This window comes from Dactylosporangium roseum, assembly GCF_025264685.1.
GTDB classification, from domain to species: domain Bacteria; phylum Actinomycetota; class Actinomycetes; order Mycobacteriales; family Micromonosporaceae; genus Dactylosporangium; species Dactylosporangium roseum.
Map to the genome: position 1 here is coordinate 2,213,519 of NZ_CP073721.1, position 24,948 is coordinate 2,238,466.

Consider the following 24,948-nt stretch of genomic DNA (forward strand, 5'->3'; position numbering starts at 1 on the left):
CACGTCAGCCCGTGCCGCGCTCGGCCGCAGCAGGATCGGGCCGGCTCAGCGACCTGGCCCGGGGCGACCTCGACCGGCGCGCGCCGACCAGAGCCGGGCCGCCCGAGGTGCGGGCCGTGGCCGCCGCGCTCAACCACCTCGCCGCCCGGACCGCGACTTGCTGCGGCAGGAGCGGGAGACCGTCGCCGATCTGTCTTCGCGCACACCGAGGAGGGCGTCGGCCTCGGCGTGGCGCTGCGGCGGACCCCGGACGGCGCGGTGCTGGTCGTCGAGGACGACGGAGCCGGCTTCGACCCCGCCGCGGGGAAGCGCGGGGTCTCCGGCGCCGGTTCGACCGGGCTCGGGCCCGACATCGCACGCCGTACCGCCGAATCCGCCGGCGGATCGTTGACCGTGGACCGCTCGCCCGCGGGCCGCACTCGCGCCACGGTCGTGTTAACCGATGCTTAGGCTTCCGGCAGGACTTCCCTAGCGCACGGCCGGGCACCGTTCAGGTCAGGAGCACGAAAGACCATGGAGGTGTACGGCAGATACGCAAGATCGTCATCGTCGGCGCGACGGTGGTCGCGGGCCTGGTCATCGGCGGAACGGCGATCGCGGCGAGCAGTCCCGGCCGCCGCGACGACAACCCCGCCGTTCAGGCGTCCACATCGGACACTCCGGCGGCGTCGCCCTCGGCTGACGGCCACGGCGGCCACGGCGCGGACGACGGCCCGGGGCACGACCTGGGCGACGACCGCGGCGGCCGCCGGTAACCACTGAACTCGTCGTTGGCAGGGCAGAGGTGAACTGCGATCATGATGCGGTGCTTCTGCTCGACGACGACACGCTTGCCGGCTCGGCGGTGGTGGCGAACTCCGCGATGAACCGCGAGCGACGGCTCGCCGGTGTGAACAGCTACGCCAAGGAGCTGGGATTCAACCCGGTCGACGTGCTGACGGCGGTGCTGCGGGTGACCGGGGCGCCGGACACGGTGGCCTGGCTGGACCTGTGCTGCGGCTCCGGGCGCGCGGTCATCGAGGCGGCCGGTGCGCTGCACGCCGCGGGCGTGTCCGATCGGGTGCTGGTGCATGGCGTGGACCTGGTCGACGCGTTCGACCCGGCGCCCGAGGTGCCGTGGCTGCGGCTCACCACCGCCTCGGTCGTCTCCTGGTGGGGCCGGACCGGCGCTACGACCTCATCACGAGCGTGCACGGCCTGCACTGCGTCGGTGACAAGCTGGCGGTGCTGGAGCGGGCGGCCGGCTGGCTCACCGACGGCGGCCGCCTCGTCGCCGACCTCGACCTGGCGAGCATCCGGCTGGCCGGCGGCGCGCCCGCGGGCCGCCGGCTCGCCGCGGACCTGCGTGAGGCCGGCTTCAGCTATGACGGCCGCCGACGGCGGATCGGGCGTGACGACCGCGGTGAGGTGCGCCTGCCGTGGGAATACCTGGGCGCCGACGACACGGCGGGTCCCGGCTACACCGGCCAGCCCGCCGTCCACTCCCACTATCGTCGCGGGAGCGGGGGTCCCACGTAGCCGAGGCTCACCGCCTGCGGGCTCAGGCGGGCTGCAGGTGCTCCGCGAGGATCGCGAGGTGCGTCTGGCGGGCGGCGGTGCGGCGCTCCAGGCCGGCGTCGGTGATCTTCACGAACACGCCGCGCCGGTCGGCCTCGCACATCGCGCGCTGGACCAGTCCGGCGCGCTCCAGCCGGGCCACGGCGCGGGAGAGGGCGCTCTGGCTGAGGTACATGTCCGCGGCCAGATCCTGCATGCGGCGCTTCTCGCACTCCTGCGAGACGAGGCGGTCCAGGATCTCGAACTCGCTCAGCGTCAGGCCGTGCCCGTCCTGTAGGGCGCGCTCCAGATGGCCAGCGACTTCGTTGTAGCTGGTCAGCATCGAACGCCACCGCTCGACCAGGAAACCCTCGAACCTCATGCGCGGCATCCTACTCCCTCGCCAATCGGGTGAACCCGCACCAAATGCATAGGCATCCATGCGCAGGCATCGGGTGCGGCGCCCACCAACGCCCGCCGCCTTCGTTGCGCGTCGATCTTGCAGTTGTGGTGCCTGACAAACCGGGCATTCAGGGAGTGTCTCGGCACCACAACTGCAAGATCGGCAAAGGTGGGGGGTCGAGGCGGCGCTCGGGCCGCGGGCGAGAAGGCCGTGATGATCCTCGAAATGCCTTGCGGACCGCCCGGGTCGAGGTGTCGGGTGTGAGGGTGGACGCGAAACATGTTCTTGCCCGGTTCGACCGCGAGATCCGGCAGCAGCCGGAGGCCGGCGCCCGGTCCGTGGTCGAGCGGGAGCCCGGGATCGTGCGGGTGGTGTCCGCCTCGGACCGCTGGACCGGGATCGCCTGGTGCGATCTCGACGGGCTCGACGCCGACGCGGTGGTCGAGGCCCAGGTGCGGCGCTTCGCCGAGACGGGCCGGTCGTGGGAGTGGAAGCACTACTCCCACGACCGCCCCGCCGACCTGCCCGGCCGGCTGCTGGCCGCGGGCTTCGAGCCCGGCCCCGTCGAGGCGCTGCTGATCGCCGAGGTCGACGCGTTGCCGACGGAGGTCGTGCTTCCGGAAGGTGTACGTCTGGTGCCCGTCACCGGCCGGGCCGGCACCGACCTGCTGGTCCGGGTGCACGACGAGGTGTTCGGCGGCGACCACGCGATGATCGGCCGCGACCTCCTCGAGCGGCTCGCCGAGCAGCCGGACTCCATCGCCGCCGCGGTGGTGATGGCCGGTGACCGGCCGATCTGCGCGGGTCGGGTGGAGTTCCACACCGGGACGGGGTTCGCCAGCATCTGGGGCGGCGGCACCGTCGCCGACTGGCGCGGCCGTGGCGTGTTCCGGGCGCTGGTCGCGCACCGGGCCGCCCTGGCGAAGGCGGCCGGCTTCCGCTACCTGCAGGTCGACGCCTCCGCCGACAGCCGGCCGATCCTGCGCCGGCTCGGCTTCGAGCAGTTGGCGATGACGACGCCCTTCGTCCACGCGTAGGGCGGCCCGCTACGACACCGGCTGGGTTCGCACCCGGGTGATGGCGGCCGACAGGTCGGCCTGGGTGATCGGGCCGGCCGGGCTGCCCTCGCGGGCCTCCCGCATCGCCTTGTCGAGCTGGGCCCGGCGCAGCGCCTCCTTGAGGTCGGCGCCGGTGAGGCCGGACGCGGCCGTGGCGAGCTCGTCCACGTCGAGGTCGTCGGCGAACATCTGGAAGCCGCCGACCTCGTGCCGGGCGATCAGGCCGCGGATCAGTTTGGTGAGGATGTCGGCGCGCGCCCGGCGGGCGGGCAGCGGCACCGGGAGCTTCAAGTCGAAGCGGCCCGAGCGGACCAGTGAGGCGTCGACCCGGTCCGGGAAGTTGGTCGTGGCGACCACGATGACGTTGGGGTTTTCCTCGATGAGGGTGTTCATCTCCTGCTTGAAGATGCCGGCGATCGCGTTGATCATCTGGCCGGCGGCGTCGAACGCGGTGCCGGTGTAGCTGATGATCGAGTCGAACTCGTCGAACAGCAGGACGGTCGGCTCGCGGAGCCGGCGGGCCTCGGCGAAGATCCGCTGGATGTTCTTCTCCGAGTTGCCGACCCACTTGTCGAGGATCTCCGGGGTGCGGATCTCGCGCAGCTCGCCGCCGATCTCGTTGGCGAGGGCGTGCGCCAGCATCGTCTTGCCGGTGCCGGGCGGGCCGTAGAGCAGGATGCCCTGTGGCCGGGTGGCGCCCCAGCGGGCCATCACCTCGGGATGACGGAACGAGACGGCGACGTCGCGGAACTGGGCGACGACCTCGTCGAGGCCGCCCACGTCGTCGAGCCGCACCCGCTCACTCCCGCCGGGCAGCGCCTGCCGCCCGCGCTCGGCGGCCGGGCTGACGGTGACCGGCCCCTCCGTCCCGGTCAGCTCCATGACGGCGAAGACCAGAGCCGGCAGGTCGGCGCTGTGCAGGACCAGGTCGGGCCCGTCCTCCAGGACGGTCACCTGCGGGTCGACCAGGGTCGTGGACTTCGGCCCCCCGGCACTGCGCGCGATGCCCACGGCGATGATCGTGCCGAGCACCGCGCCGGGCAGGCCGAGCAGCCGGAACAGCGCACCACCCGCGGCGCCGCCGGCGAACATCCTGGCGAAGCCGGGCAGGCTGAAGGTGCTGCGGGCCCACCGGGCGGCGTACCCTTCGGGCCCGACGGTGAGGTCGACGCCGCGATCGGGCAGGTCGTGGCCGATCTGCCGGGCCTGCGCCCCGGGTGCGATGCGATGGCCGTCGACGATGCGCAGGACACGCCCGGAGACCTCGACGACCTCGACCGCCGGGCGCAGTGATGTCTCCGACATGAGTTCGAGTCTGCCACGCTTTTTCGCAGGTGGCAGCCTGCCGGACCGGCGCACCCGCGGTGCCGGTGCTGTCCACAGTAGACGGCCGGGCGGCGCTGCCGAGGGGACGTGTGCCAGGTGCTCGGTCCGGATGCTGGCCGCGTCGACGATCCGCCGTGCCATTGTGGCGGTCCAGCGGTTGTGACGTCGGACAAAACAGCAATAATCGGAGTGTTCGGGCATGAGCACTGGATGATCGAACCGGTGCAGTTTTGGGACTGGACATGCAACATCCCTGGAGTAGGGTGCCGGGGATAGTGAAAGGGGGGCCATGCTCGATCAGTTCAACGGGTTGGCGCCCGCCGCCGCGGAGGAGGCCCTGCTCGCCTGCTGCGCGTCGCCCGGCTGGGCGGCGCGGGTCGTCGCGGGCCGGCCCTATCCCACCCCGGCCGACCTCGTGGTGTCCGGTGTCGCCGCATTCGACGACCTGAGCTGGCCTGATCTCGAGTCGGTGCTCGCCGCGCACCCGCGTATCGGGCAGCGGCCCCCCGGCGACAGCGCCGAGGCGGCCTGGTCGCGACAGGGGCAGGCCGGCGTCCAGGGCGCCGCGCAGGAGCTGGCCGCGGTCAACCGGGCCTACGAGGAGCGGTTCGGCCATCTGTTCCTGATCTTCGCCAGCGGCAAGTCCGCCGACGAGATCCTGGCCGCGGCCCGCGGGCGGCTCCGAAACGACGACGACACCGAGCGGACCGTGGTGCGGGGCGAGCTGCGCAAGATCGTGGAGTTGCGGCTGGAGCGGCTGGTGTCGGCGTGAACCTGTCGACCCATGTGCTGGACACGGCCCACGGCATCCCCGCTGCCGGGGTGCCGATCCGGCTGGAGACGGCGGGCGGAGCGGCCGTCGGCGCCGGCTACACCGACGCCGACGGCCGGCTCCGGTTCGACGCACCGGGCCCCGGGCGTTACCGGCTCGTCTTCGACACCGCGGCCTACCACGGCCCCGACGCCTTCTTCTCCGAGGTCGCCGTCTCGTTCACCGTCATCGACGACCGGCACCACCACGTGCCGTTGTTGCTGAGCCCGTTCGGATACTCGACCTACCGGGGGAGCTGAGCCGACCTTGCCGACCTTCGTGCTCGGGCCGAATCAGTACGGCAAGGCAGAAACCCGGATCGTGCGCGTCGTGCGCGGTCCCGGCGGCGACGAGCTCACCGATCTCAACGTGAGCGTCGCGCTGCGCGGCGACCTGGCCGCCAGCCACCTCACCGGCGACAACAGCGGCGTCCTGCCCACCGACACGCAGAAGAACACCGTCTACGCCTTCGCGCGCGAGCACGGCATCGCCGGCATCGAGACCTTCGCCGCCCGCCTGGCCGAGCACTTCGTCAGCGGGCAGCCGAGCATCCACGAGGCGCGGGTCGCCGTCGAGCAGTACCCCTGGCGGCCCGTCGACGGCGCGCACACGTTTCGCCGCGACGGCGGTGAGGTCCGCACCGCGACCGTCCACCATGGACCGTACGGGACGCAGACCGTCTCCGGCGTCACCGGCCTGGTCCTGCTCAAGACGACCGACTCGGAGTTCCACGGGTACGTCAAGGACCGCTACACCACGCTGCCGGAGACCCGGGACCGCATCCTCGCCACGTCGGTGAACGCCACCTGGCGCCACAGCGGCGCGGCGGACTCCGCGACTGCCAGGCAGGCGCTCCTGGACGCGTTCGCCGACACGTACAGCCTGGCGCTCCAGCAGACCCTCTTCGCGATGGGCTCGCGGGTGCTGGAGCGCTGCCCCGACGTGGCCGAGGTCAAGCTGTCGCTGCCGAACAAGCACCACTTCCTCGTCGATCTGGCGCCGTTCGGGCTCGACAATCCCAACGAGGTCTACTACGCCGCCGACCGGCCGTACGGGTTGATCGAAGGAACGGTCCGCCGCGACGGCGTGGCGATCCCCGAGGAGGTCGTGTGGAGTTTCTGAGGCCGTCCACCTGGGAGGATGCCCTCGCGGCCAGGGCGGCGCACCCCGAGGCGCTGCCGATCGCCGGCGGCACGGACGTCATGGTCGAGCTCAACTTCGACCGCCGCCGCCCGGCCGCGCTGCTCGACCTGACGCGCGTCGGCGCGCTGACCGACTGGAGCCTCGGGACGGATCACGGCGGGGAACGCCTGCGCGTCGGCGCCGGCGTCACGTACCGCCGCCTGATCGACGAGCTCGGCGGGCGGCTGCCCGGCCTGGCGATGGCGGCCCGTACCGTGGGGTCGCCGCAGATCCGCAACCGCGGCACCGTGGGCGGCAACCTCGGTTCGGCCTCGCCCGCCGGTGACGCCCATCCGCCGCTGCTGGCGAGCCACGCCGAGGTCGAGGTGGCGTCGGTCCGCGGCGTGCGGACCGTCCCGGTCGCGGAGTTCTTCCATGGGCCCAAGCGCAGCGCGCTCGCACCCGACGAGCTGATCGCCGCGTTCCTCGTCCCGGCGGCCGGCGGCCCGCAGCAGTTCGCGAAGGTCGGCACCCGCAACGCCATGGTCATCGCGGTCTGCTCGTTCGCCCTGGCGCTGCACCCTTCCGGCCGCACGATCGGCACGGGCATCGGCTCGGCCGGCCCCACCCCGCTGCGTGCCGCCGACGCCGAGGAGTTCGCGGCCGAGCTGCCGTGGGACAGCCGGGAGCCGCTGTCCGACACGACGATCCGCCGGTTCGGTGAGCTGGTCGGGGCGGCGGCCCGCCCGATCGACGACGTGCGCGGCAGTGCGGCCTACCGGCGGCACTCCCTCGCCGTCCTCGGCGGCCGGATGCTGCGGTGGGCGTGGGAGGAGTACCGATGCGGCTGAACGTGACCGTCAACGGCGAGCCGATGCAGGCCGACGACGTGTGGGAGGGGGAGAGCCTGCTCTACGTGCTGCGGGAGCGGCTCGGCCTGCCGGGCGCCAAGAACGCCTGCGAGCAGGGCGAGTGCGGCTCCTGCACGGTCTACCTCGACGGCGTGCCGGTCTGCGCCTGCCTGGTCGCGGCCGGTCAGGCGGAAGGCCGGGCGGTGCGCACCGTCGAGGGCCTCGCCGCCCCCGGCGCGCTGCACCCGGTGCAGCAGGCGTTCCTCGAGGCCGGCGCCGTCCAGTGCGGATTCTGCACGCCCGGCCTCGTCGTCGCGGTCCACGACCTGCTGGCGCGCAACCCGCGGCCGAGCGAGCCGGACATCCGCGAGGCGCTCGCGGGGAACCTCTGCCGCTGCACCGGCTACGAGCACATCGTCGCCGCCGTGAGACGGGCCGCCGAGTCGTGATCGTCATCGAGCACTGCGCGGTGGCCACGGTGGACGGAGCCGGCACCGAGCACGCCGACGGCCACATCGTGGTGTCGGGCGACCGGATCGTGGCGGTCGGGCCCGGCACCTACGCCGGCGACTCCGGCGTGACCCGTGTCGACGGCACCGGCTGTCTCGCCACCCCGGGCCTCGTCAACACCCACCACCACCTGTACCAGTGGGCCACCCGCGGCCTCGCCCAGCAGGAGATCCTGTTCGGCTGGCTCACCGAGCTGTACCCGATCTGGGCCCGCCTCGACGCCGGGGTCGTGCACGCCGCCGCGTCCGCCGGCCTGGCCCAGTTGGCGCTGTCGGGCTGCACGACCAGCACCGACCACCACTACGTCTTCCCGCGCCAGGGCGGTGACCTCCTGGCCGCCGAGATCGCCGCGGCCGCCGCGGTCGGCCTGCGGTTCCACCCGTGCCGCGGCTCGATGGACCTGTCCGTCAAGGACGGCGGCCTGCCGCCGGACTCGGTGGTCGAGGACACCGACGCGGCGCTCGCCGCGACGAAGGAGGCGATCGACCGCTTCCACGACCCGTCGCCGGGCGCGATGGTGCGGATCGCGGTCGCGCCGTGCAGCCCGTTCTCCGTCACCCCGCGGCTGATGCGCGAGGCGGCCGGTCTCGCCCGCGCCGAAGGGGTACGCCTGCACACCCACCTCGCGGAGACGGTCGAGGAGGAGGCGTACTGCCGGAAGGTCCACAACTGCACCCCCGTCGAATACGCGGAGTCCCTCGGCTGGCTCGGCGGCGACGTCTGGCTGGCCCATGCCGTACACCTCGATGCGTCCGCGATCGCCAAGCTCGGCGCTTCCGGCACCGGGGTCGCGCACTGCCCGAGCTCCAACGGCCGGCTCGGCGCCGGCATCGCCCCGGTCCGGGACCTGCTCGACGCGCGGGTGCCGGTCGGTCTCGGCGTCGACGGCGCGGCGTCGCAGGAGGCCGGGCAGCTCGGCAGCGAGCTGCGCCAGGCGCTGTACTCGGCCCGGCTGCGCGGCGGCCCGGCGGCGCTGACCGCCCGCGAGTCCCTGGCGCTGGGCACGATCGGCGGGGCGCGCTGCCTCGGTCGCGACGACGAGCTCGGGTCGCTGGAGCCCGGCAAACTGGCCGACATCGCGCTGTGGAGCCTCGACGGCCTGGGCCACGCCGGCATCGAGGATCCCGTCGCGGCCCTGGTCTTCGGCCCGCCGGCCCCGTTGCGGCTGCTCCTGGTCGGCGGCAGGGCCGTGGTCCAGGACGGCGTCATGTCCACAGTGGACGAGCCGACCCTGGCGGCAGCCCTGTCGGCCGCCGCTCGCCAGCTCCAGGAGTCCCCATGATCGCGTTGATCTTGCACTTGTGGTGCCTGACAAACCCGGGCATCGTGGGCGCGTCCCGGCACCACAACTGCAAGATCAACGCGGGGAGGGGTGGGCGGTGAGCGGCAGCGTCGACGTGGATACCGGGGTCGATGCGGGGATCGGGGCCTCGCCGGTCAGGCCGGACGGGGTGCTCAAGGTTACCGGGGAGTTCGCGTTCTCGTCGGACCTCTGGGCCGATCGGATGCTGTGGGGCGCCACGCTGCGCAGCCCGCACCCACGGGCCCGCATCCGGGGCATCGACCTCACCGGGGCGCTCGCCACCCCCGGCGTCCACGCGGTGCTCACGGCCGACGACGTGCCCGGCGACAAGCGCTACGGGCTCGAACACCGCGACCAGCCGGTCCTGGCGATGGGGGAGGTGCGCTACGCCGGGGAGCCGGTCGCCGTCGTCGCCGCGGACCATCCGGAGACCGCGCGGCGGGCGGCGGCCCGCATCACCGTCGACTACGAGGTGCTGCCGCCCGTCGTGGACAGCGTCGCCGCCCTCGACCCGTCCTCCGACCAGGTGCACGAGTCCGGAAACCTGCTGCGGCACGTGCCGATCCGCAAGGGCGACCAGGACGTCACGGCACCGGTCGTGGTCACCGGCGAGTACGAGGTCGGCATGCAGGACCAGGCGTTCCTCGGTCCCGAGTCCGGCCTCGCGATCCCCGCCGAGGACGGCGGCGTCGACCTGTTCATCGCCACCCAGTGGCTGCACGGCGACCTCGCCCAGGTCGCCGACTGCCTCGGCCTGCCGCACGACAAGGTCCGCCTCAGCCTCGCCGGGGTCGGCGGCGCGTTCGGCGGGCGCGAGGACGTCTCGATGCAGGTCCACGCGTGCATGCTCGCGCTGCGCACCGGGCGCCCGGTCAAGATGGTGTACTCGCGCGAGGAGTCGTTCTACGGCCACGTCCACCGGCATCCCGCCCGGATGTGGTACGAGCACGGCGCCGACGAGGACGGGAAGCTGGTCTACGTCAAGGCCCGTCTGGTTCTCGACGGCGGCGCGTACGCGTCCACGTCGACGGCGGTCGTCGCCAACGCCACCACACTCGGCGTCGGCCCGTACCGGGTGCCCAGCGTGACCGTGGATGGCTACGCCGTCTACACCAACAACCCGCCGTGCGGCGCGATGCGCGGGTTCGGCGCGGTGCAGGCGTGCTTCGCCTACGAGTCGCAGATGGACAGGCTCGCCGAGGCGCTCGGCCTCGACCCGGTAGAGCTGCGCGTCCGCAACGCGATGGAGCCGGGCGACACGATGCCGACCGGGCAGGTCGTCGAGGGCCCGGCCCCGGTCGCCGAGCTGCTGCGCCGGGTCCGCGACACGCCGCCGGCGCGGCAGCACCCCGGCGCCGACCCGCGCGAACTGCCGGGCGGCGTCGCCAACACCACTCACGGCGAGGGCGTGCGGCGCGGCGTGGGCTACGGCATCGGCATCAAGAACGTCGGCTTCTCCGAAGGGTTCGACGACTACTCGACGGCGCGGGTCCGGCTGGAGATCGTCGGCGGCGAGCCGGCGGCCGTCGTGCACACCGCCGCCGCCGAGGTCGGGCAGGGGCTCGTCACCGTCCAGGCACAGATCGCCCGGACCGAGCTCGGGGTCGAACAGGTGACGGTGGCCACCGCCGACACCTCCGTCGGCAGCGCCGGGTCGTCGTCGGCGTCGCGGCAGACGTACGTCACCGGCGGCGCGGTCAAGGCCGCCTGTGCGGCCGTCCGCGCCGAGGTCCTGCGCCGGGTCGGGCGCCCGGGCCTGCTCCTGGCCGGCGGCAAGGTCGTCACCGCGGAGCGCGAGGTGGTCGCCGACCTCGTCGACGTGCTCGGCGACGAGCCGATCGAGCGGACCGTCGAGTGGCGGCACCGGCCGACCTTCCCGCTCGACCCGCGCACCGGGCAGGGCGACGCCCACGTGCAGTACGCGTTCGCCGCCCACCGGGCCACCGTCGACGTCGACGTCGAGCTGGGCCTCGTGCGGGTCGTCGAGATCGCCACCGCGCAGGACGTCGGCCGGGCACTGCACCCGCAGTCGGTCTGGGGCCAGATCGCCGGCGGGACCGCGCAAGGGCTCGGGCTCGCCGTCATGGAGGAGATCCAGGTCGTCGACGGCCTGATCCGCAACCCGTCGTTCACCGACTACCTGATCCCGACGATCCTCGACGTGCCGCCGATGCGCATCGACGTCCTCGAGCTCGGCGATCCCGAGGCGCCCTACGGGCTGCGCGGCATCGGCGAGCCGCCGACCATCTCCTCGACCCCGGCCATCGTCGCCGCGATCCGCGCCGCGACCGGCCTGCCGCTGCGCCGGGTGCCGGTCCGGCCCGAACATCTGACGGGGACCTGAGATGACCCACGTGCGCCTCGACGCCTTCCCGGACGGCGGGGTGGCCCGCCTCCGGCTGTGGGGTGGGACCGGTTGACCCCTGGGTAGGGTTGGGCCCGTGACCGCCGACGCCATGGACTCCGGCCTCTTCCGCCGGGTGCTGCGCCGGCACGCCTCAGCCGTGGTCGTCGTCACCCTGCCGGGTCCGGTCGGCTTCACGGCGACCTCGTTCACCTCGGTGTCGCTCGATCCGCCACTCGTGTCGTTCAGCGTGGCCAAGGCGGCCTCCGTCTGGCCGTCCGTCGAGGCCGCCGGCCTGGTGGCGGTGCACGTCCTCACCGACGACCAGGAGCAGGTGGCCCGGACCTTCGCCGCTCCCGGGATCGACCGCTTCGCCGAGCACAGCGAGCGCCGCGGCTCGTGGCACGAGGGCCCGGACGGCGTCCCCGTGCTCGACGGTGTGCTGGCCGTGCTCATCTGCAAGGCCGTCAAGCTCGTCGAGGCCGGCGACCACGTGATCGTGATCGCGTCGCCGGTGTCCGCGACCCACCACGACGACGAGTCGGCGGCGCCGCTGGTCTATCACGCCGGCACCTACATGACGCTGGAACGCTGAGCGCTCGGGGCGCGTCCGGTCACGCTCACGGGCGTCAGCCCTTCTTGACACCCTTGCCGCTGCGGAACAGCTTCACCATGCCGGCGAAGAACCGCTCCATCTCCGAGCCGAACGGGTTGTCGCTCACCACGTAGGTCCACGTGGCGCTCGGGCGGATCAGGCCGGCGTCCTCCGGGGTCCAGTCCGGCGAGAACTCCTCGATCGCCTCGAACTCCGCGACGGTCCGGTCGTCGATCTCGGCGAGCAGGCCCCGGAACGCCGGGATCGCCTCGCGGTGGAACTCGTCGAGCGGGTCCTGCGCGCCGAGCACCCGCAGGTGGATGCCCTCGCGCAGCTCGCTCATGTCGGCCAGGTGCTCCGACCAAGCGTTGTCGGCGTGGTACAGCGCGATCATCCGGGCCACGCGCAGCACGGCCTCCTCACCGAACTCCTCGGCCAGCTCGTTGTAACGGTCCGGGGACCGCTCGGCCAGCAGCTCGCCGGCGGCGTCGGTCGTGAGCAGCTCCTCGCGCCGCTTGCCGTGCAACTGCCGGTGCTGGTCGAGCAGGTAGTTGTACCGCCAGGTGTTGCGGTGGATCTCCAGGTTGACGGCCTCGGCGACCCGCTGCGCGGAGCCGATGGCCCAGCGGACGTCCTCGTCGTCGATGGCGCCGTCGGCGTCGGCCCGGCCCATCGGCATCGGCTCCGGCCCGTACCGCTGGACGAGCTCGTCCTCGAGGCTGACGAAGAACATCGACTCACCGGGGTCGCCCTGCCGGCCGGCCCGGCCGCGGAGCTGGTCGTCGATGCGGCGGGAGTCGTTGCGGGCGGTGCCGATGACAAAGAGGCCACCCAGCTCGGCGACCCGCTCGCGCTCCTTCTCGTCGCTGCCGCCCAGGCGGATGTCGACACCACGGCCGGTCATCTGGGTGGAGACCGTCACCGCGCCGACCGAGCCGGCCTCCGCGACGATCCCGGCCTCCTTCTCGTCGTTCTTCGCGTTGAGGACGACACACTCGACGCCCTCCTCGGCGAGGGTGGCGGCGAGCCGCTCCGACTCGGCGACGCTCAGCGTGCCGACCAGGACCGGGCGGCCGGTCTGGTGCATCGTGACGATCTCGGCCACGCACGCGATGTCGCGTTCCTCGGCGGAGGCGTAGACGCGGTCCGGCCAGTCCTTGCGGATGTTGGGCAGGTGCGGCGGGATGACCGCGACCTCCAGCTTGTAGAACTCGCGCAACTGGTCACCGACCGGCAACGCGGTGCCCGTCATGCCGCAGATCTTCTTGTACTGCGTGAGGAACGCCTGCACGGTGATGGTCTGCAGCACCGTGCCGCCGCCGCTGCTGCGGATCTTCTCCTTGGCCTCGACCGCCGCCTGAAGCCCGTCGGGCCAGCGGCGCCGCTGCGCCACCCGGCCGCGGAACTCGTCGATGAGCTCGACCCGCTCGTCGCGGACGATGTAGTCGACGTCGCGCACGAGCAGGGCCTCGGCGTGCAGGGCCAGGTTGACCGCGGTGAGCGTGTCGACGTTGTCCGTCGCGTAGAGATCGACGTCCAGCGCGGCCTCGACCTTCGCCAGGCCGGTCGTGGTCAGGTGCGCGGTGCGCCCCTCGTCGACGACCTCGTAGTCGTGGTCCTTGTGCAGGCCGCCGACGATCTCGGCGATCGCGACCGGCTGGTCCTTGTCGTCGATCGTGGAGCCCGCCAGGACCAGCGGCACGCGGGCCTCGTCGATGAGGATCGAGTCGGCCTCGTCGATGATCACCGTGCCGAGGTCGCGGTGCACGCGGTCCCCGATGTCGGTGACGATGCTGTCGCGCAGCAGGTCGAAGCCCGCCTCGCTCACCGACACGTACGTGATGTCCCGGGCATACGCCTCGCGGCGCTCCTCCGGCGTCGACGACTCGTTGACCCAGCCGACGGTGAGGTCGAGCAGCTCGTAGACCGGCCGCATCCACTCGGCGTCGCGGCGCGCGAGGTAGTCGTTGACGGTGATCACGTGCACCGGCCCCTGCGCGGCGTAACCGGCGGCGGCGATCGCGGCCGTCAGCGTCTTGCCCTCACCGGTGGCCATCTCCACGACGTGCCCGGCGAGCAGCACCTGGGCGCCGAGGATCTGCACGTCGTAGGCTCGCTCGTCGAGGGCGCGCTTGGCGGCCTCTCGCCCGAGGGCGCACGCCTCGACGAAGTCCTGCGGGTCCTCCCGCTGGTGCAGTGCCGTGGCGGCGGCCCGCAACTCGTCGTCGGTGAGCTCGGACAGCTCGGCCTCGCGCGCCTCGATCTCCGGCAGCAGGGCCCGCATCGGCTCGAGGTCGATCGTGGTGCCCGGCTGCTCCTGAAGCTTGCGCCGCCACGCGTTGAATTTGCTCACCAAACCCATGGCGAACACGATACGTCCCCCGCTGGACCGGCGTGTGCGCCCCGTCACGGGACCCCTGTCCGGAATGCCGCGGCACACGGCCCGGCTTCCGGTGTCCGGCAAAATGTCCGGTTTGCGCCGGTGTTCACGGCCCGACGCCGAGCCCGGCAAGTCGGCCGTGCAGGCAACCTGCAAGATCGGCTCGCCGGCCTCCGCGTGAGGGAGGATGGTACCCGTGGAGCAAGGGGTGGCGGCGCTCAGCGAGCTTGTCGGGCGTGGGGACGTGCTGGTGCTCAGCGGGGCCGGGCTGTCCACGGAGTCCGGCATTCCCGACTATCGCGGGCCCACCGGCATGCGCAGGCCGGCCACGCCCATGACCTACCAGACCTTCACGCGCGACGCTGCCGCCCGGCGGCGGTACTGGGCCCGCAGTCACCTCGGCTGGCGCACCATCGCCCGGGCCGCGCCGAACGCCGGACACCGGGCCGTCGGGCGGTTGCAACGCCGGGGACTGCTCACCGGCATCATCACCCAGAACGTCGACGGGCTGCACCAGGCCGGGGGTGCCGACACCGTCGTGGAGCTGCACGGCGGCCTCGACCGCGTCATCTGCCTCGACTGCGGCGACCGCACCGCCCGGGCCGAGCTCGCCGCCCGCCTCACCGCCGCCAACGCCGGTTTCGACCACGTCGCCGACGGCGTCAATCCCGACGGCGACGTGGAGCTCACCGACGAGCAGGCGGCCGGGTTCGTCACCGCCGACTGCGTGGAGTGCGGCGGACTGCTCAAGCCCGACGTGGTCTTCTTCGGCGAGAGTGTGCCGGCGCCGCGCGTGCGGGCCTGCTTCGACCTGGTCGAGAAGTCCGCCGCGCTGGTGGTGCTGGGATCGTCGTTGACGGTGATGTCGGGAAGGCGGTTCGTGGTCCGGGCCGCGAAGCTCGGCCTGCCGATCGCCATCGTCAACCAGGGGCCGACGAAGGGCGACGGCCTGGCCACCCTGCTGATCGACGCGCCGCTCGGCGCCGTGCTGTCGGCGGTGACCTGGTCCCTACGCGGCTGACCACACCGCCAACGCGAGCCGCACCAGCTCCGCGTTGTCCGCGACCGGGCGGCCGTCCGGGCCGGTGAGCGTGTCCTCCAGGCCGATCCGCGTCGGCAGGCCCAGCCGCCCGGCCAGGGCCACCATGGGCCAGCACAGCTCGCCCTCGCCGTGCAGCAGCCGCTCGCCGCGCACGCCGAGCGCGTCCAGCCGCGCCAGCACCGCCTCCGCGTCGGTGTCCGGCCCCATGATCTCGACGAGCAGGCGCGGCGGCCCGCCGGCGGCCGGCAGCGCGTCGGCGTCGGCGAGCGTCCAGACCCCCGCCTCGACGGCGACGTCCAGCTCGCGCAGCGCGGTGACCAGGTCGGTGCGGCCGGGCTCGGAGACGTTCACCGAGGCGAAGTCCGGCCGGCGGTACCGCGGGAGCCCCGCCCACCCCGCGACGGCGCGACCGCGGGCGGCCGCGTCGCCGCCGCTGATCCACAGCCCGGTCGTCACGCCGATCGGCGTGGCCGGGCAGGCCTCGCGCACGGCGGACACCGCGGCTGCGACGTCGGCGGCGTCGAGCGACTCGCGCCCGTCGGCGCGGCGCGGATGCAGGTGGACGGCCTCGGCGCCGGCGGCGACCGCGGCCTGCGCGGCGCCGGCCAGCTCGGCGGGGGTGCAGGGCAGGGCCGGGTGCGCGCCGGGCGGGCGGCTGCCGTTGAGGGCCACCTTGAGCCGGGCGATCGGGCGCAACACAGGACAACTGTCCCTTCCGGCTCGCGGGCACGCAAGATCGGCCAGGGGGTGTACGGACCTCCGGCGACCGCAGCGGATCGCCGGGGTCGTGAGCTCGAGATCAGGGGTTGATGAAGTCCGTCGGCTGGTCGGGGTGTGCCGGCCGGTAGGTCCAGACGCCGCCGGCCACGCCCAGCGCGCAGATCGCCAGCACCGTCCCGGGGACACTGCCGGTGGCCAGCCCGATGACCGCTGCGACGATCGCTGCGACGGCGATGATCACCGCGGTCACCCGGCGGGGGGTGACGCGCCGCGTCATGGCCCGATTGAATCCGTTGACGAACCGCGTGTCGTTGCGCAACGCGGCTTCGATGTCCGCGAGCCGCTGCTGCTCGCTCTCGCTGAGCATGATGCCCAACCTCCTCCGACGGGCCTGCCCGGTGCGCGATGGGTACCCGTTGCGCTCGATCGTCACACACAATGCCCGTTTGTGGGTCGGTCGATCGGCGCCAACTGGAATTCCGCAGGTAGGAGGCTCGGCGTTTTGCGTCTTTTGTCGTATCGGGCGACCTGCGCAAGATGACGTGATATGCCATTCTCGACGGCGAATGGCGCGGAATTCGGTGCGTCAACTTCCGGGGAGGATTCGGACGTGGACCCGCAACACCAGTGGCAGCAACCCGACCAGACCGGGCCGTACGGCCCACAGGGACAGCCACCGGCCCCGCAGTACCCGCCGCAGCAGCCCCAGCAACAGTACCCCCAGCCGCAGTACCCCCAGCAGCAGTACTCGGCCCAGCCGTACGCCAACCAGCCGTACAGTGCCCTCCCGTACAGTTCGCAGCCCCACTCGGCGCCGCCGCACACCGGCCAGCCGCACACCGGCCAGCCGTACAGCGGGCAGCCCTACCCGCCGCAGCCCTACAGCGGGCCGCCGCCGCGGGCGACGCCCTTCGAGCAGCGGCCGAAGCGCAACCGGTGGTTCGCCGCGCTGGTCATCAGCGCCGTCCTGCTCGTGGTCATGGCGATCGCGGTCGTCGTGGTCGCCACCACCCGCGACCACGGCGGGGACCCGCAGGCGGGCGGCGGCGCCTCCCAGTCGCCGAGCGGCCCGGTCGACGCCTGCCTGGTCGGCAGGTGGAAACAGACCAGCTACCAGCGCAACGTGGTGCTCGGCGACACCGACGTCGGCAAGCGGGAGAACCTCGGTACGATCAAGATGAACGGCGGCGGCAAGCAGTGGACGATCAACGCCGACGGCAGCGCGACCGAGGACGACTCGAAGACCGTCTACAGTGGAAAGACTACGGACGGCCGGACCGTGACCGCGTCCTTCTCCGGCCAGACGACCTGGGCGGTCAAGACCGTCGACACGCAGCTTCAATACGCCGGCAAGGAGAGCAACGTCGTCGTCACCATCTCGGTCGACGGCACCGACAAGGGCCGCATCGAGCTCGAGCCGAACACCGACCCGGTGAAGTACACCTGCACCGGCGACATCTGGCGCATCACCAAGATCGACGATCCGGATGCCTTCAGCCGGTACGACCGGGTCAAGTAACTCGTCGGTTGGTGGCACCCGGAGGGGGTACTGCCGATGGCATGACGACGTGGATCACGCAGGTCGGTGAGCGGGCCCGGGCGCGGCTGACGAGCGCCCGGAAGACCGGGTCGGTGCCGCCGTTCGAGCCACCGGACCGCGACCTCCTGGTCGTCCGGCCGGCGTCCACAGTGGAGGACGGGATCCCCCGCGGGATCAAGCTCGCGGGGGCCTGGGCCTGGCGGATCGTGCTGTTCATCCTCGCCGGCTACCTCCTGCTCCGGCTGATCTCGTCGCTTCGGCTCATGGTCGTCCCGGTCGTGGTGGCCCTGCTGCTCGCCGCGCTGCTCGAGCCGGTCGCCGGCGCGTTGCGCCGGCGCGGGACGCCCCGCTCCCTCGCCGCCGCGCTCGTCCTCGTCGGTGGCCTGGTCGTGGTCTTCGGCTGGCTCGGCGTGATCATCTACACCTTCGTCACCCAGTTCGGGAGCCTCTCCGGGCAGGTCCGCGGTGGCCTCAACGAGATCCGCAACTGGCTCGCCGCCGGACCGCTGCACATCTCCGAGCGGCAGCTCAACAACACCATCGACCAGCTCGAGCACCAGATCATCACGAACCGGGGCGCGCTGACCTCCGGTGCGCTGAACACCGCCACCACGATCGCCGAGGTGCTCACCGGCTTCTTCCTGGTGCTGTTCACGCTGTTCTTCTTCCTGCGCGACGGCGCGCGCATCTGGGCGTTCGTCTGCCGCCTGCTGCCCCGCCAGGCCGAACTGCCCGTCCACCGGGCCGGCCAGTATTCGTGGTCCACCCTCGTCTCGTACGTGCGCGCCACCGTCATCGTCGCGTTCGTCGACGCCGTCGGTATCGGGATCGGCCTGTTCGTCCTCCGCATCCCGCTCGCCCTGCCGCTGGCCGCCCTGGTCTTCCTCGGCGCGTTCATCCCGGTCGTCGGTGCGACGCTGTCCGGCGCGGTCGCCGTGCTCGTCGCGCTGGTCACCCACGGGCCGGTCAGCGCGCTGCTCGTGCTCGCCGTGGTGATCGCCGTCCAGCAGCTCGAGGGCCACGTCCTTCAGCCGTTGATCATGGGGCGGGCGGTCGCCCTGCACCCGCTCGCCGTGATCCTGGCCATCGCCACCGGCGTGGTGGTCGCCGGGATCGTCGGCGGCCTGGTCGCCGTGCCGCTGCTGGCCGTGGGCAACACCGCCGTGCGCTACCTGGCGCACCACCCGGCCGGTGAGCCCACCCCGGACCGCGAGCCGCCCGGCACCGAGCCGCCCGGCACCGAGCCCGCCGACGAGGAGGAGCGAGGCGATGAGGAGAGTAGCGTCCGAGTCGACCGGGAGCGATCGTAAGGAGCAGCCATGCCGTTGACCGGTGAATACGAGCCGAGCCCGAGCCGGTGGTCGCGCGACCAGGCCGAACTGTTCGAACGTACCGGCGGGGCGGAGGGCAACACGCTGCGCGGCAAGCCGATCATCCTCCTGACCTCCCTCGGCGCCAAGACCGGCAAGCTGCGCAAGACCCCGCTCATGCGGGTCGAGCACAACGGCGAGTACGCGGTCGTGGCCTCCCAGGGCGGCGCGCCGACGCACCCGGTGTGGTATCACAACCTCGTCGCGAACCCGCTCGTCGAGCTGCAGGACGGTCCGGTCCGCAAGGACTACACGGTCCGGGCGGTCAGCGGCGAGGAGCGCGCCGAGTGGTGGAAGCGCGCGACGGCGGTCTGGCCCGACTACGACGAGTACCAGACGAAGACCGACCGCACGATCCCCGTCTTCGTGCTCACCCCGGTCGCCGATGCCTGACCCTACCCGCCGGCCAGCTCGTCGGTCGCGGTCCGGCCGGCCTCGGTGACCCGGCCGAGGAAGCCGGCCAGCAGCTCCAGTTGCGTGTCGTCGTAGCCGGCCAGCAGCTCGTCCATCGAGCTGTTCATGCCGGCGAACAGCCGGTGGATCTCCGGGACGCGGTCGCGCAGCGCGCGGACGACCACGGCCCGGCGGTCGCCGGGGTCGCGGTCCCGGGCGACCCAGCCGCCCCGCTCCAGCCGGTCGAGGACGCCGGTCATCGTCGCGGGGTGCAGCCCGACCCGCCGCGCGAGGGTGCTCGGGCTCAGCGGCCCGTGCCGGCCGACGATGTCGAGGCAGTCGAAGTCGACGTCCTTGAGGTCGAGGTGCGCGCCGACCTGACGGTTGAGCAGCGACAACTGAGTGCTCAGCGCCCGCAGCGACTCCTTGATCGCGTCGCTCGCGCGCCGCCGCTCGCGGGACGACCTGGGAGAGTCCATGCCGCCTTCAGATATTCCGGCTCTCGTACCTTATGACTGTCGAGGACACCATACCGGGATGGGATGCTGGGCGGGTGAAGGTTCTGCTGCGCGGCTCGACGTATCGGCGCGGCGTGTTCCTGCTCCTCGGCGGCGTGCTCCTGCTGCCGTACGCGTTGCTGGCCGCCGCCTTCGCCCAGTCGTGGACGGCGCCGGGCGCGCCGCGCGGCACCATCGTCGCGCTCGTCGTGTTCACCGCCGCGGTCGGCCTGGTGCCACCGTTCCTGCACGGCACCCGCGCCCTGGAGATCACCGCCGCGCGCTGGCTGCTCGGCGTCGACCTGCCCGACCCGGTGCCGGCCGCCGAGGGCCGCGAGACCCGGCTCCGCGCCGCGCTGTGGTTCGTGCTGCACCTCGCCATCGGCGGCGCGGTCGTGCTCGGCGCGCTGATCTCGGTGCCGCTCGCCCTCGTCGCGCTGTTGCAGCCGTTCGGCGGCGTCGGCGACGCCATGCGCGGCCAGCGGCTCGGCCCCTTCGACGAGCACGACACGCTGGGCCTGACGGCGGTCGGGCTGCTCGTCACCGGCGCGCTCGGCTACGCCGTCGCCGGCCTCGGCGCGCTCGCCACCACCATGGCGCCCGTCCTGCTCGGCCCGTCGCCGACGGCCCGGATCGCGGCGCTGGAGGCGCAGGCGGCGCGGCTCGCCGAGCGCAACCGGCTCGCCCGCGAGCTGCACGACTCGGTCGGCCACGCGCTGACCGTCACCACGTTGCAGGCCGCCGCGGCCCGGCAGCGCCTGGCGGAGGACCCGGCGTTCGTCGAGCGCGCGCTGGTGGCCGTGGAAGAGGTCGGTCGGCACGCCTTGCAGGACCTTGATGCGGTACTGGCCGTGTTGCGCGACGACACCACCGTGTCCACCACGCCGTCGCGGTCGCTGCGCGACCTGCCGCGCCTCATCGCGGAGGCCGGGGTCGCCGTCGACCTGCACGCCGACGGCGTGCTCGCCGAGGTCCCGCCGCACGTCTCCCGGGAGGGGTACCGCATCGTGCAGGAGTCACTGACCAACGCCATGCGGCACGCCGGGCGGGTCCCGGTCACCGTGCGGCTGTCGACCGTGGACGGAGCGCTCGAGGTGCTGGTGCGCAACCCCCTGGCCGGCAGGCCCGGCTCGCCCGGCCGCGGCCTGCACGGCATGGCCGAGCGGGTGACGCTGCTCGGCGGCCGGCTCGACGCCGGACCGGCCTCCGACGGCTGGACCGTGTCGGCGCGGCTGCCGTTCGGAGACGCCCGGTGATCCGGGTGCTGCTCGTCGACGACGACGAGCTGGTCCGCGTCGGCCTGCGCGCGATCCTCGACGGCGCGCCCGACCTGACGGTCGTCGGCGAGGCGGCCGACGGCGCCGAGGTGCCCCCGCTGGTGGCCCGGCTGCGCCCGGACGTGGTGCTGATGGACGTCCGGATGCCCGGCATCGACGGCATCCAGGCCACCCGCCACCTGCTCGCGACCTCCGCGGCTCCGCCGCGCATCCTGGTCGTCACGACGTTCGAGCACGACGATTACGTCTACGAGGCGCTGCGCGCGGGCGCGAGCGGCTTCGTGCTGAAGCGGGCCCGCCCGGCCGAGCTGATCGAGGCGGTGCGGGTCGTGGCCTCGGGCGAGTCGCTGCTGTTCCCGGCCGCGATCCGCCGGCTCGCCGGTGCCCGCCCCGACGGCCGCCCGGCCGGCGACCGGCTGGCCTCGGCGCGGCTGACCGACCGCGAGGCCGAGGTGCTCCGGCAGGTGACGACCGGCAGGTCCAACGCGGAGATCGCCGCCGAGCTGCACCTGGGCCTGGAGACGGTGAAGACCCACGTCGGCAACGTCCTGGCCAAGCTGGGCGCCCGCGACCGCACCGCCGCGGTGATCGCCGCCTACGAGTCCGGCTTCGTCACCCCCGGCGCCGACTGATGCGGTGTCCACTAACGTTCGCCGCTCGTCGTGCGTCGATCTTGCAGTTGTGGTGCCTGTCTCGACTTTCGGAGTTTTGGTTGATCAATTCGGGTGAGTGCGGCGTGGTGGCGTGATCGACGGCCGAACATGGTGAAGCATCGACGGTCTTCTTCCTGGCAGAAGGGGACTGTCGATGCTTCAGACGCAGATTCTACCGACGTCGTTGACCTCGTTGCTGGCCCTGCTGCGGCCGTGTTTCACCGGGCCGTCGTTCCGCACGTTCACCGCCCTGGTCGCGGGCATGATCGCGCAGCCCGGCCGGCGCACCATCACGGGGATGCTGACCGGGGCCGGGCTGGCCGGGGTATGGCACCACTCCCGGGCGTACTGGTTCTTCGGTCACGCCCGCTGGTGTGTCACGCAGGTCAGCACCGCACTGACCAGGCTGGTCGTGTCCCACCTGCTGCCCGGTGACGCCCCGGTACTCATCGCCGTGGACGACACCCTGTTCCACCGCTCGGGCCGCAAGGTCCACGCCACCGCCTGGCACCACGACGGCGCCGCCACCGGGCCGCGGCGCAACAAGGTCGCCTGGGGCAACAACTGGGTGATCGCCGCCATCGTCGTCACCCTGCCCTTCCACGACCGGCCGGTCAGCCTGCCGGTGGCCTTCGCCCTGTGGACCAAGGGCGGCCCCACCAAACAGGTCCTGGCCTGCCGGCTGGTCAGCATCATCGCCGCAGCCACCAACCACCCCGACCACCCCGACCACCCCGACCACCCCGACCACCCCGACCGGCCTCGCCGGCCCGTCCACGTGGTCGCCGACGCCTGGTACGCCGGCGCTGACGGCGCACCAGGCGCCACGGTCGGCGCCAACCGCGAACGCGGCCTGCCCACCCTGGTCAGCCTGACCTCCCGACTCCGCGCCAACGCCAAACTCCACGCCATCGCCGTGCCCACCCCCGGCAAAGGCGGCCGCCCCAAACGCATCGGCGCCGTACTCGGCACCCCCAAACAGATCGCCGCCACCACCACCGCGTGGACCACCACCCAGGTCACCCGCTACGCACGCACCACCACCGTCCACATCGCCGACCTGCACTGCCTGTGGTACGGCGTCTACCGCTCCCGCACCGTCCGGGTCCTGCTCGTCCGCGACCCGAACAGCACCGCCAAAGCCGGCTACGACCTCGCCCTCATCACCACCGACCTGACCAGCACCGCCGCCGACCTGGTCGCCCGCTACGCCGCCCGCTGGTCGATCGAGGTCGCCATCGAGGACGCCAAACAAACCACCGGCATCGGCCAGGCCCGCAACCGTACCGCCACCGCCGTAGCCCGCACCGTCCCGTTCGGCTTCACCGCGCAAACCCTCGTCGTGTGCTGGTACACCCTGCACGGCCACCACCCCGACACCGTGACCCAACGCCGCGCCCAGGCCCCCTGGTACCGCAGCAAAACCCAACCCTCCTACCACGACATGATCATCAAGCTTCGGCGCGTCATCATCACGGCCAGGTTTCGTGCAGGAAAGGCCGCAAACCCCACCCCCCACGAAACCCGGGCCGTACTCCTGGCCTGGGCAGAAGCCGCGGCCTAGGAGCACAGAACTCCGAAAGTCGAGGTGCCTGTCAAACCCGGGCATTCCGGGAGTGTCAGGGCACCACAACTGCAAGATCGACAAGGGTGGACCGGTCGCGGGATCGGGGAAGTCACCGATGCGGGGGCCGGTGCGACGGGAGCATGCTTGGCTCATGGGTCGTTTCGTCGTGGGCGCGATCGCCGTCGTCGTGGGTCTGTTCGTGGCCGGGGCCATCGCGGTCTGGCTGTTCAAGGCGCTGCTAGGCGCGCTGTTCTACCTGGTCGTCGGCGCGCTCGTCGTCGGCGGCGCGGTCTGGCTCTACGGTCGGGTCAAGCGGGGCCTCGGCACCGGCCGCAACCAGCGCCGCCTCGAGGCCGCCGCCGCGACCTGGCGCGAGCGGCACCGCTGACACCCGGCGCGTGACGGCTGCCGCATGACGCCCGGCGCGAGCGGCGCCGCCGACGCCTGGTGTGAGTGGCGCGGCTAGCATCGGCGTGAGGGGCACCGGCGGCGGCCACGGTCGGCGCGGGCAACGGTGTGCGGCGGCGGTAGCGGGATCGGTGCGTCACGCCGTCCGGCCGGAGGAGTGGCACGTGTCCCTGCGGCGGGTGGCGTACGCCGAGGTGGCGAAGCCCAGGGCCACACCCCACACCGGCCACAGGGCCATCGGCAGGATGAACCAGTCCCGCTCGCGCAGCGCGGTCAGGCCCATGTCGCTGACGAGGATGCCCACCCCGGCCGACAGCAGGGCCAGTGCGACGATCGTCGCCGGGACCACGGCGAGCGGCACCGGCACCCGCCGGCCGCGCAGCACGGGGATCCAGCGCGGGAACACCTCGCCCCAGCGGGCCACGAGGCCCACGCTGAGCATCGCGCCCACGACCGCGCAGGCGCCCAGCGCGGCACCCGCCCACTGTCCGCCGCCGGCCCGCAGCTCCCGCAGTTCCTCCCCGCTCAGCGCGAGCGGGATGCCGAGCAGCCAGGCGAACCGGGTCACGGCGTAGACCAGCGGCACGGCCACCGACACCCCGACCGCCCACCGGGCCGCGCGGTCGAGACGGTGCGCCGGCGACTCGCCGGGCGCGCAGCCGCACGAGGCGCACGCGCCGCGGGCGCGCCGCACGAACGTCACGGTCGCGGCGCCGACGAGCGCCCCGCCGGCGAGCGACCAGACCTGGTTGGCGATCGCCCAGTTGAAGATCCGGCCGTAGTCGATCTGCTCCGGCCAGCCGAACGGCGCGCCGATGATCAGCGCCGGCGCATAGCCCAGGACGGCGAGGACGCTCATGGTCGGTACCAGCACGACGAACCCGGTCGCGACGAGCCCGCACCACGCGGCGGCGGCCGCTCGGGTGGTGCCCCGGAGCCGGACGGCGGCGGGCCCGGCCATCGTGACGAGCACGACGGCGGTGACGAGCAGGACGCCGGCGAACACCGGCGCGCCGACGCCGGGCGTGAGCGCCCGCAGCGGCGAGGCGGGGTCGCCGAGGTTGGTGCCGAACGGGAAGCCCGAGCCGGTGACGACCCAGACGAGGTGGACGACGCCGTAGGAGGCGGCCCACAGCGCGGCGATCCAGCCGACGTGGTCGGCCGCCGGGCGCCGCTGGACGCCCGGCGCGGTGCTGGTGGTGGTCATACCGTCGACGGTGGCCGATCCGCGGACGGAGCGGT

28 protein-coding genes and 1 pseudogene are annotated in these 24,948 nt (G+C 72.9%); 22 read left to right on the forward strand and 7 right to left on the reverse strand.

Annotated elements, in window-relative coordinates; all coding sequences use genetic code 11:
• Positions 1–11: 11 nt before the first annotated feature.
• The 4 genes and pseudogenes from Drose_RS39010 to Drose_RS11060 all read left to right on the forward strand — a co-directional run.
• Positions 12–104: pseudogene (locus Drose_RS39010) on the forward strand (hypothetical protein); the annotation flags it as partial.
• Positions 105–228: 124 nt separating this feature from the next.
• Positions 229–450, forward strand: coding sequence for an ATP-binding protein (locus Drose_RS11050; RefSeq protein ID WP_260728071.1), 222 nt, complete (start codon positions 229–231; stop codon positions 448–450).
• A 110-nt stretch (positions 451–560) separates the two neighbouring features.
• Positions 561–755, forward strand: coding sequence for a hypothetical protein (locus tag Drose_RS11055; RefSeq protein WP_260728072.1), 195 nt, complete (start codon positions 561–563; stop codon positions 753–755).
• Between the two features lie 361 nt (positions 756–1,116).
• Positions 1,117–1,518, forward strand: coding sequence for a class I SAM-dependent methyltransferase (locus Drose_RS11060; protein ID WP_260728073.1), 402 nt, complete (start codon positions 1,117–1,119; stop codon positions 1,516–1,518).
• 22 nt (positions 1,519–1,540) lie between these two features.
• On the opposite strand, the gene Drose_RS11065 is transcribed toward Drose_RS11060, so the two are convergent.
• Positions 1,541–1,918, reverse strand: coding sequence for a MarR family winged helix-turn-helix transcriptional regulator (locus Drose_RS11065; RefSeq protein ID WP_260728074.1), 378 nt, complete (start codon positions 1,916–1,918; stop codon positions 1,541–1,543).
• A gap of 281 nt (positions 1,919–2,199) precedes the next feature.
• On the opposite strand from Drose_RS11065, the gene Drose_RS11070 reads away from it, so the two are divergent.
• A complete protein-coding gene (locus Drose_RS11070; RefSeq protein ID WP_260728075.1) occupies positions 2,200–2,976 on the forward strand; it encodes a GNAT family N-acetyltransferase in 777 nt (258 codons plus the stop codon).
• 9 nt (positions 2,977–2,985) lie between these two features.
• Here the strand turns inward: Drose_RS11070 and Drose_RS11075 are convergent, their stop codons facing one another.
• On the reverse strand, positions 2,986–4,302 hold the full coding sequence (locus Drose_RS11075) for an ATP-binding protein (protein ID WP_260728076.1): 1,317 nt from the start codon (positions 4,300–4,302) through the stop codon (positions 2,986–2,988).
• Between the two features lie 310 nt (positions 4,303–4,612).
• Between Drose_RS11075 and uraD the strand changes: the two genes are divergently transcribed.
• The 9 genes from uraD (at position 4,613) to Drose_RS11115 (ending at position 11,859) form a co-directional block, all read left to right on the forward strand.
• A complete protein-coding gene (uraD, locus tag Drose_RS11080) occupies positions 4,613–5,095 on the forward strand; it encodes a 2-oxo-4-hydroxy-4-carboxy-5-ureidoimidazoline decarboxylase (RefSeq protein ID WP_260728077.1) in 483 nt (160 codons plus the stop codon).
• Complete coding sequence (uraH, locus tag Drose_RS11085; RefSeq protein WP_260728078.1) at positions 5,092–5,394, forward strand: hydroxyisourate hydrolase; 303 nt, start codon at positions 5,092–5,094, stop codon at positions 5,392–5,394. The genes uraD and uraH overlap by 4 nt, the downstream gene beginning before the upstream one ends.
• Positions 5,395–5,401: 7 nt before the next feature.
• A complete protein-coding gene (pucL, locus tag Drose_RS11090) occupies positions 5,402–6,256 on the forward strand; it encodes a factor-independent urate hydroxylase (RefSeq protein ID WP_260728079.1) in 855 nt (284 codons plus the stop codon).
• A complete protein-coding gene (locus Drose_RS11095; RefSeq protein ID WP_260728080.1) occupies positions 6,244–7,107 on the forward strand; it encodes an FAD binding domain-containing protein in 864 nt (287 codons plus the stop codon). The genes pucL and Drose_RS11095 overlap by 13 nt, the downstream gene beginning before the upstream one ends.
• Positions 7,098–7,556 carry a (2Fe-2S)-binding protein gene (locus tag Drose_RS11100; RefSeq protein ID WP_260728081.1) on the forward strand — a complete coding sequence of 153 codons (459 nt, stop codon included), beginning with the start codon at positions 7,098–7,100 and terminating at the stop codon, positions 7,554–7,556. Before Drose_RS11095 ends, Drose_RS11100 begins: the two co-directional genes overlap by 10 nt.
• Positions 7,553–8,899: an 8-oxoguanine deaminase gene (locus tag Drose_RS11105; protein ID WP_260728082.1), complete on the forward strand. Its 1,347-nt coding sequence runs from the start codon at positions 7,553–7,555 to the stop codon at positions 8,897–8,899. The genes Drose_RS11100 and Drose_RS11105 overlap by 4 nt, the downstream gene beginning before the upstream one ends.
• A gap of 97 nt (positions 8,900–8,996) precedes the next feature.
• On the forward strand, positions 8,997–11,264 hold the full coding sequence (gene pucD, locus Drose_RS11110) for a xanthine dehydrogenase subunit D (protein ID WP_260728083.1): 2,268 nt from the start codon (positions 8,997–8,999) through the stop codon (positions 11,262–11,264).
• Position 11,265: 1 nt separating this feature from the next.
• On the forward strand, positions 11,266–11,340 hold the full coding sequence (locus tag Drose_RS39015; RefSeq protein WP_390891433.1) for a hypothetical protein: 75 nt from the start codon (positions 11,266–11,268) through the stop codon (positions 11,338–11,340).
• A 21-nt stretch (positions 11,341–11,361) separates the two neighbouring features.
• On the forward strand, positions 11,362–11,859 hold the full coding sequence (locus Drose_RS11115) for a flavin reductase family protein (RefSeq protein WP_260728084.1): 498 nt from the start codon (positions 11,362–11,364) through the stop codon (positions 11,857–11,859).
• A gap of 34 nt (positions 11,860–11,893) precedes the next feature.
• Here Drose_RS11115 and secA2 read toward each other — a convergent pair whose 3' ends face one another.
• Entirely contained in the window at positions 11,894–14,221 is a 2,328-nt protein-coding gene (gene secA2 / locus Drose_RS11120) for an accessory Sec system translocase SecA2 (RefSeq protein ID WP_260728085.1), read from the reverse strand.
• A 205-nt stretch (positions 14,222–14,426) separates the two neighbouring features.
• Between secA2 and Drose_RS11125 the strand changes: the two genes are divergently transcribed.
• Positions 14,427–15,260, forward strand: a complete 834-nt coding sequence (locus tag Drose_RS11125) for an NAD-dependent protein deacetylase (protein WP_260728086.1) — start codon at positions 14,427–14,429, stop codon at positions 15,258–15,260.
• On the opposite strand, the gene Drose_RS11130 is transcribed toward Drose_RS11125, so the two are convergent.
• Positions 15,249–15,980: a 3-keto-5-aminohexanoate cleavage protein gene (locus Drose_RS11130; RefSeq protein ID WP_260728087.1), complete on the reverse strand. Its 732-nt coding sequence runs from the start codon at positions 15,978–15,980 to the stop codon at positions 15,249–15,251. The genes Drose_RS11125 and Drose_RS11130 overlap by 12 nt on opposite strands.
• A gap of 100 nt (positions 15,981–16,080) precedes the next feature.
• Positions 16,081–16,368, reverse strand: a complete 288-nt coding sequence (locus Drose_RS11135) for a DUF3040 domain-containing protein (protein WP_260728088.1) — start codon at positions 16,366–16,368, stop codon at positions 16,081–16,083.
• A 243-nt stretch (positions 16,369–16,611) separates the two neighbouring features.
• On the opposite strand from Drose_RS11135, the gene Drose_RS11140 reads away from it, so the two are divergent.
• From Drose_RS11140 to Drose_RS11150, 3 genes are read left to right on the forward strand one after another with little or no spacing between them, the layout of a single operon-like run.
• Complete coding sequence (locus tag Drose_RS11140; RefSeq protein WP_260728089.1) at positions 16,612–17,520, forward strand: hypothetical protein; 909 nt, start codon at positions 16,612–16,614, stop codon at positions 17,518–17,520.
• Between the two features lie 41 nt (positions 17,521–17,561).
• The gene (locus tag Drose_RS11145; protein WP_260728090.1) at positions 17,562–18,851 is read left to right on the forward strand and encodes an AI-2E family transporter; all 1,290 of its coding nucleotides are present in this window, start codon (positions 17,562–17,564) and stop codon (positions 18,849–18,851) included.
• A gap of 9 nt (positions 18,852–18,860) precedes the next feature.
• Positions 18,861–19,304: a nitroreductase family deazaflavin-dependent oxidoreductase gene (locus Drose_RS11150; RefSeq protein ID WP_260728091.1), complete on the forward strand. Its 444-nt coding sequence runs from the start codon at positions 18,861–18,863 to the stop codon at positions 19,302–19,304.
• A 2-nt stretch (positions 19,305–19,306) separates the two neighbouring features.
• Here Drose_RS11150 and Drose_RS11155 read toward each other — a convergent pair whose 3' ends face one another.
• Positions 19,307–19,783: a MarR family winged helix-turn-helix transcriptional regulator gene (locus tag Drose_RS11155; RefSeq protein WP_260728092.1), complete on the reverse strand. Its 477-nt coding sequence runs from the start codon at positions 19,781–19,783 to the stop codon at positions 19,307–19,309.
• A 74-nt stretch (positions 19,784–19,857) separates the two neighbouring features.
• On the opposite strand from Drose_RS11155, the gene Drose_RS11160 reads away from it, so the two are divergent.
• From Drose_RS11160 to Drose_RS11175, 4 genes are all read left to right on the forward strand, one after another.
• Positions 19,858–21,057, forward strand: a complete 1,200-nt coding sequence (locus Drose_RS11160; RefSeq protein ID WP_260728093.1) for a histidine kinase — start codon at positions 19,858–19,860, stop codon at positions 21,055–21,057.
• Entirely contained in the window at positions 21,054–21,710 is a 657-nt protein-coding gene (locus Drose_RS11165) for a response regulator (RefSeq protein WP_260728094.1), read from the forward strand. The genes Drose_RS11160 and Drose_RS11165 overlap by 4 nt, the downstream gene beginning before the upstream one ends.
• A gap of 175 nt (positions 21,711–21,885) precedes the next feature.
• Entirely contained in the window at positions 21,886–23,295 is a 1,410-nt protein-coding gene (locus tag Drose_RS11170) for an IS701 family transposase (RefSeq protein ID WP_260726946.1), read from the forward strand.
• Positions 23,296–23,449: 154 nt separating this feature from the next.
• Complete coding sequence (locus tag Drose_RS11175; RefSeq protein WP_260728095.1) at positions 23,450–23,686, forward strand: hypothetical protein; 237 nt, start codon at positions 23,450–23,452, stop codon at positions 23,684–23,686.
• A gap of 156 nt (positions 23,687–23,842) precedes the next feature.
• Here the strand turns inward: Drose_RS11175 and Drose_RS11180 are convergent, their stop codons facing one another.
• Entirely contained in the window at positions 23,843–24,913 is a 1,071-nt protein-coding gene (locus Drose_RS11180; protein ID WP_260728096.1) for a hypothetical protein, read from the reverse strand.
• Positions 24,914–24,948 lie beyond the last annotated feature (35 nt).

Bases quoted from the DNA above. Each gene is read 5' to 3' on its own strand.
- Drose_RS11065 (WP_260728074.1), bottom strand. From the start codon at position 1,918: ATGAGGTTCGAGGGTTTCCTGGTCGAGCGGTGGCGTTCGATGCTGACC.
- Drose_RS11075 (WP_260728076.1), bottom strand. From the start codon at position 4,302: ATGTCGGAGACATCACTGCGCCCGGCGGTCGAGGTCGTCGAGGTCTCC.
- uraD (WP_260728077.1), top strand. From the start codon at position 4,613: ATGCTCGATCAGTTCAACGGGTTGGCGCCCGCCGCCGCGGAGGAGGCC.
- Drose_RS11100 (WP_260728081.1), top strand. From the start codon at position 7,098: ATGCGGCTGAACGTGACCGTCAACGGCGAGCCGATGCAGGCCGACGAC.
- secA2 (WP_260728085.1), bottom strand. From the start codon at position 14,221: ATGGGTTTGGTGAGCAAATTCAACGCGTGGCGGCGCAAGCTTCAGGAG.
- Drose_RS11125 (WP_260728086.1), top strand. From the start codon at position 14,427: ATGGTACCCGTGGAGCAAGGGGTGGCGGCGCTCAGCGAGCTTGTCGGG.
- Drose_RS11135 (WP_260728088.1), bottom strand. From the start codon at position 16,368: ATGCTCAGCGAGAGCGAGCAGCAGCGGCTCGCGGACATCGAAGCCGCG.
- Drose_RS11145 (WP_260728090.1), top strand. From the start codon at position 17,562: ATGACGACGTGGATCACGCAGGTCGGTGAGCGGGCCCGGGCGCGGCTG.
- Drose_RS11150 (WP_260728091.1), top strand. From the start codon at position 18,861: ATGCCGTTGACCGGTGAATACGAGCCGAGCCCGAGCCGGTGGTCGCGC.
- Drose_RS11155 (WP_260728092.1), bottom strand. From the start codon at position 19,783: ATGGACTCTCCCAGGTCGTCCCGCGAGCGGCGGCGCGCGAGCGACGCG.
- Drose_RS11170 (WP_260726946.1), top strand. From the start codon at position 21,886: ATGCTTCAGACGCAGATTCTACCGACGTCGTTGACCTCGTTGCTGGCC.
- Drose_RS11175 (WP_260728095.1), top strand. From the start codon at position 23,450: ATGGGTCGTTTCGTCGTGGGCGCGATCGCCGTCGTCGTGGGTCTGTTC.
- Drose_RS11180 (WP_260728096.1), bottom strand. From the start codon at position 24,913: ATGACCACCACCAGCACCGCGCCGGGCGTCCAGCGGCGCCCGGCGGCC.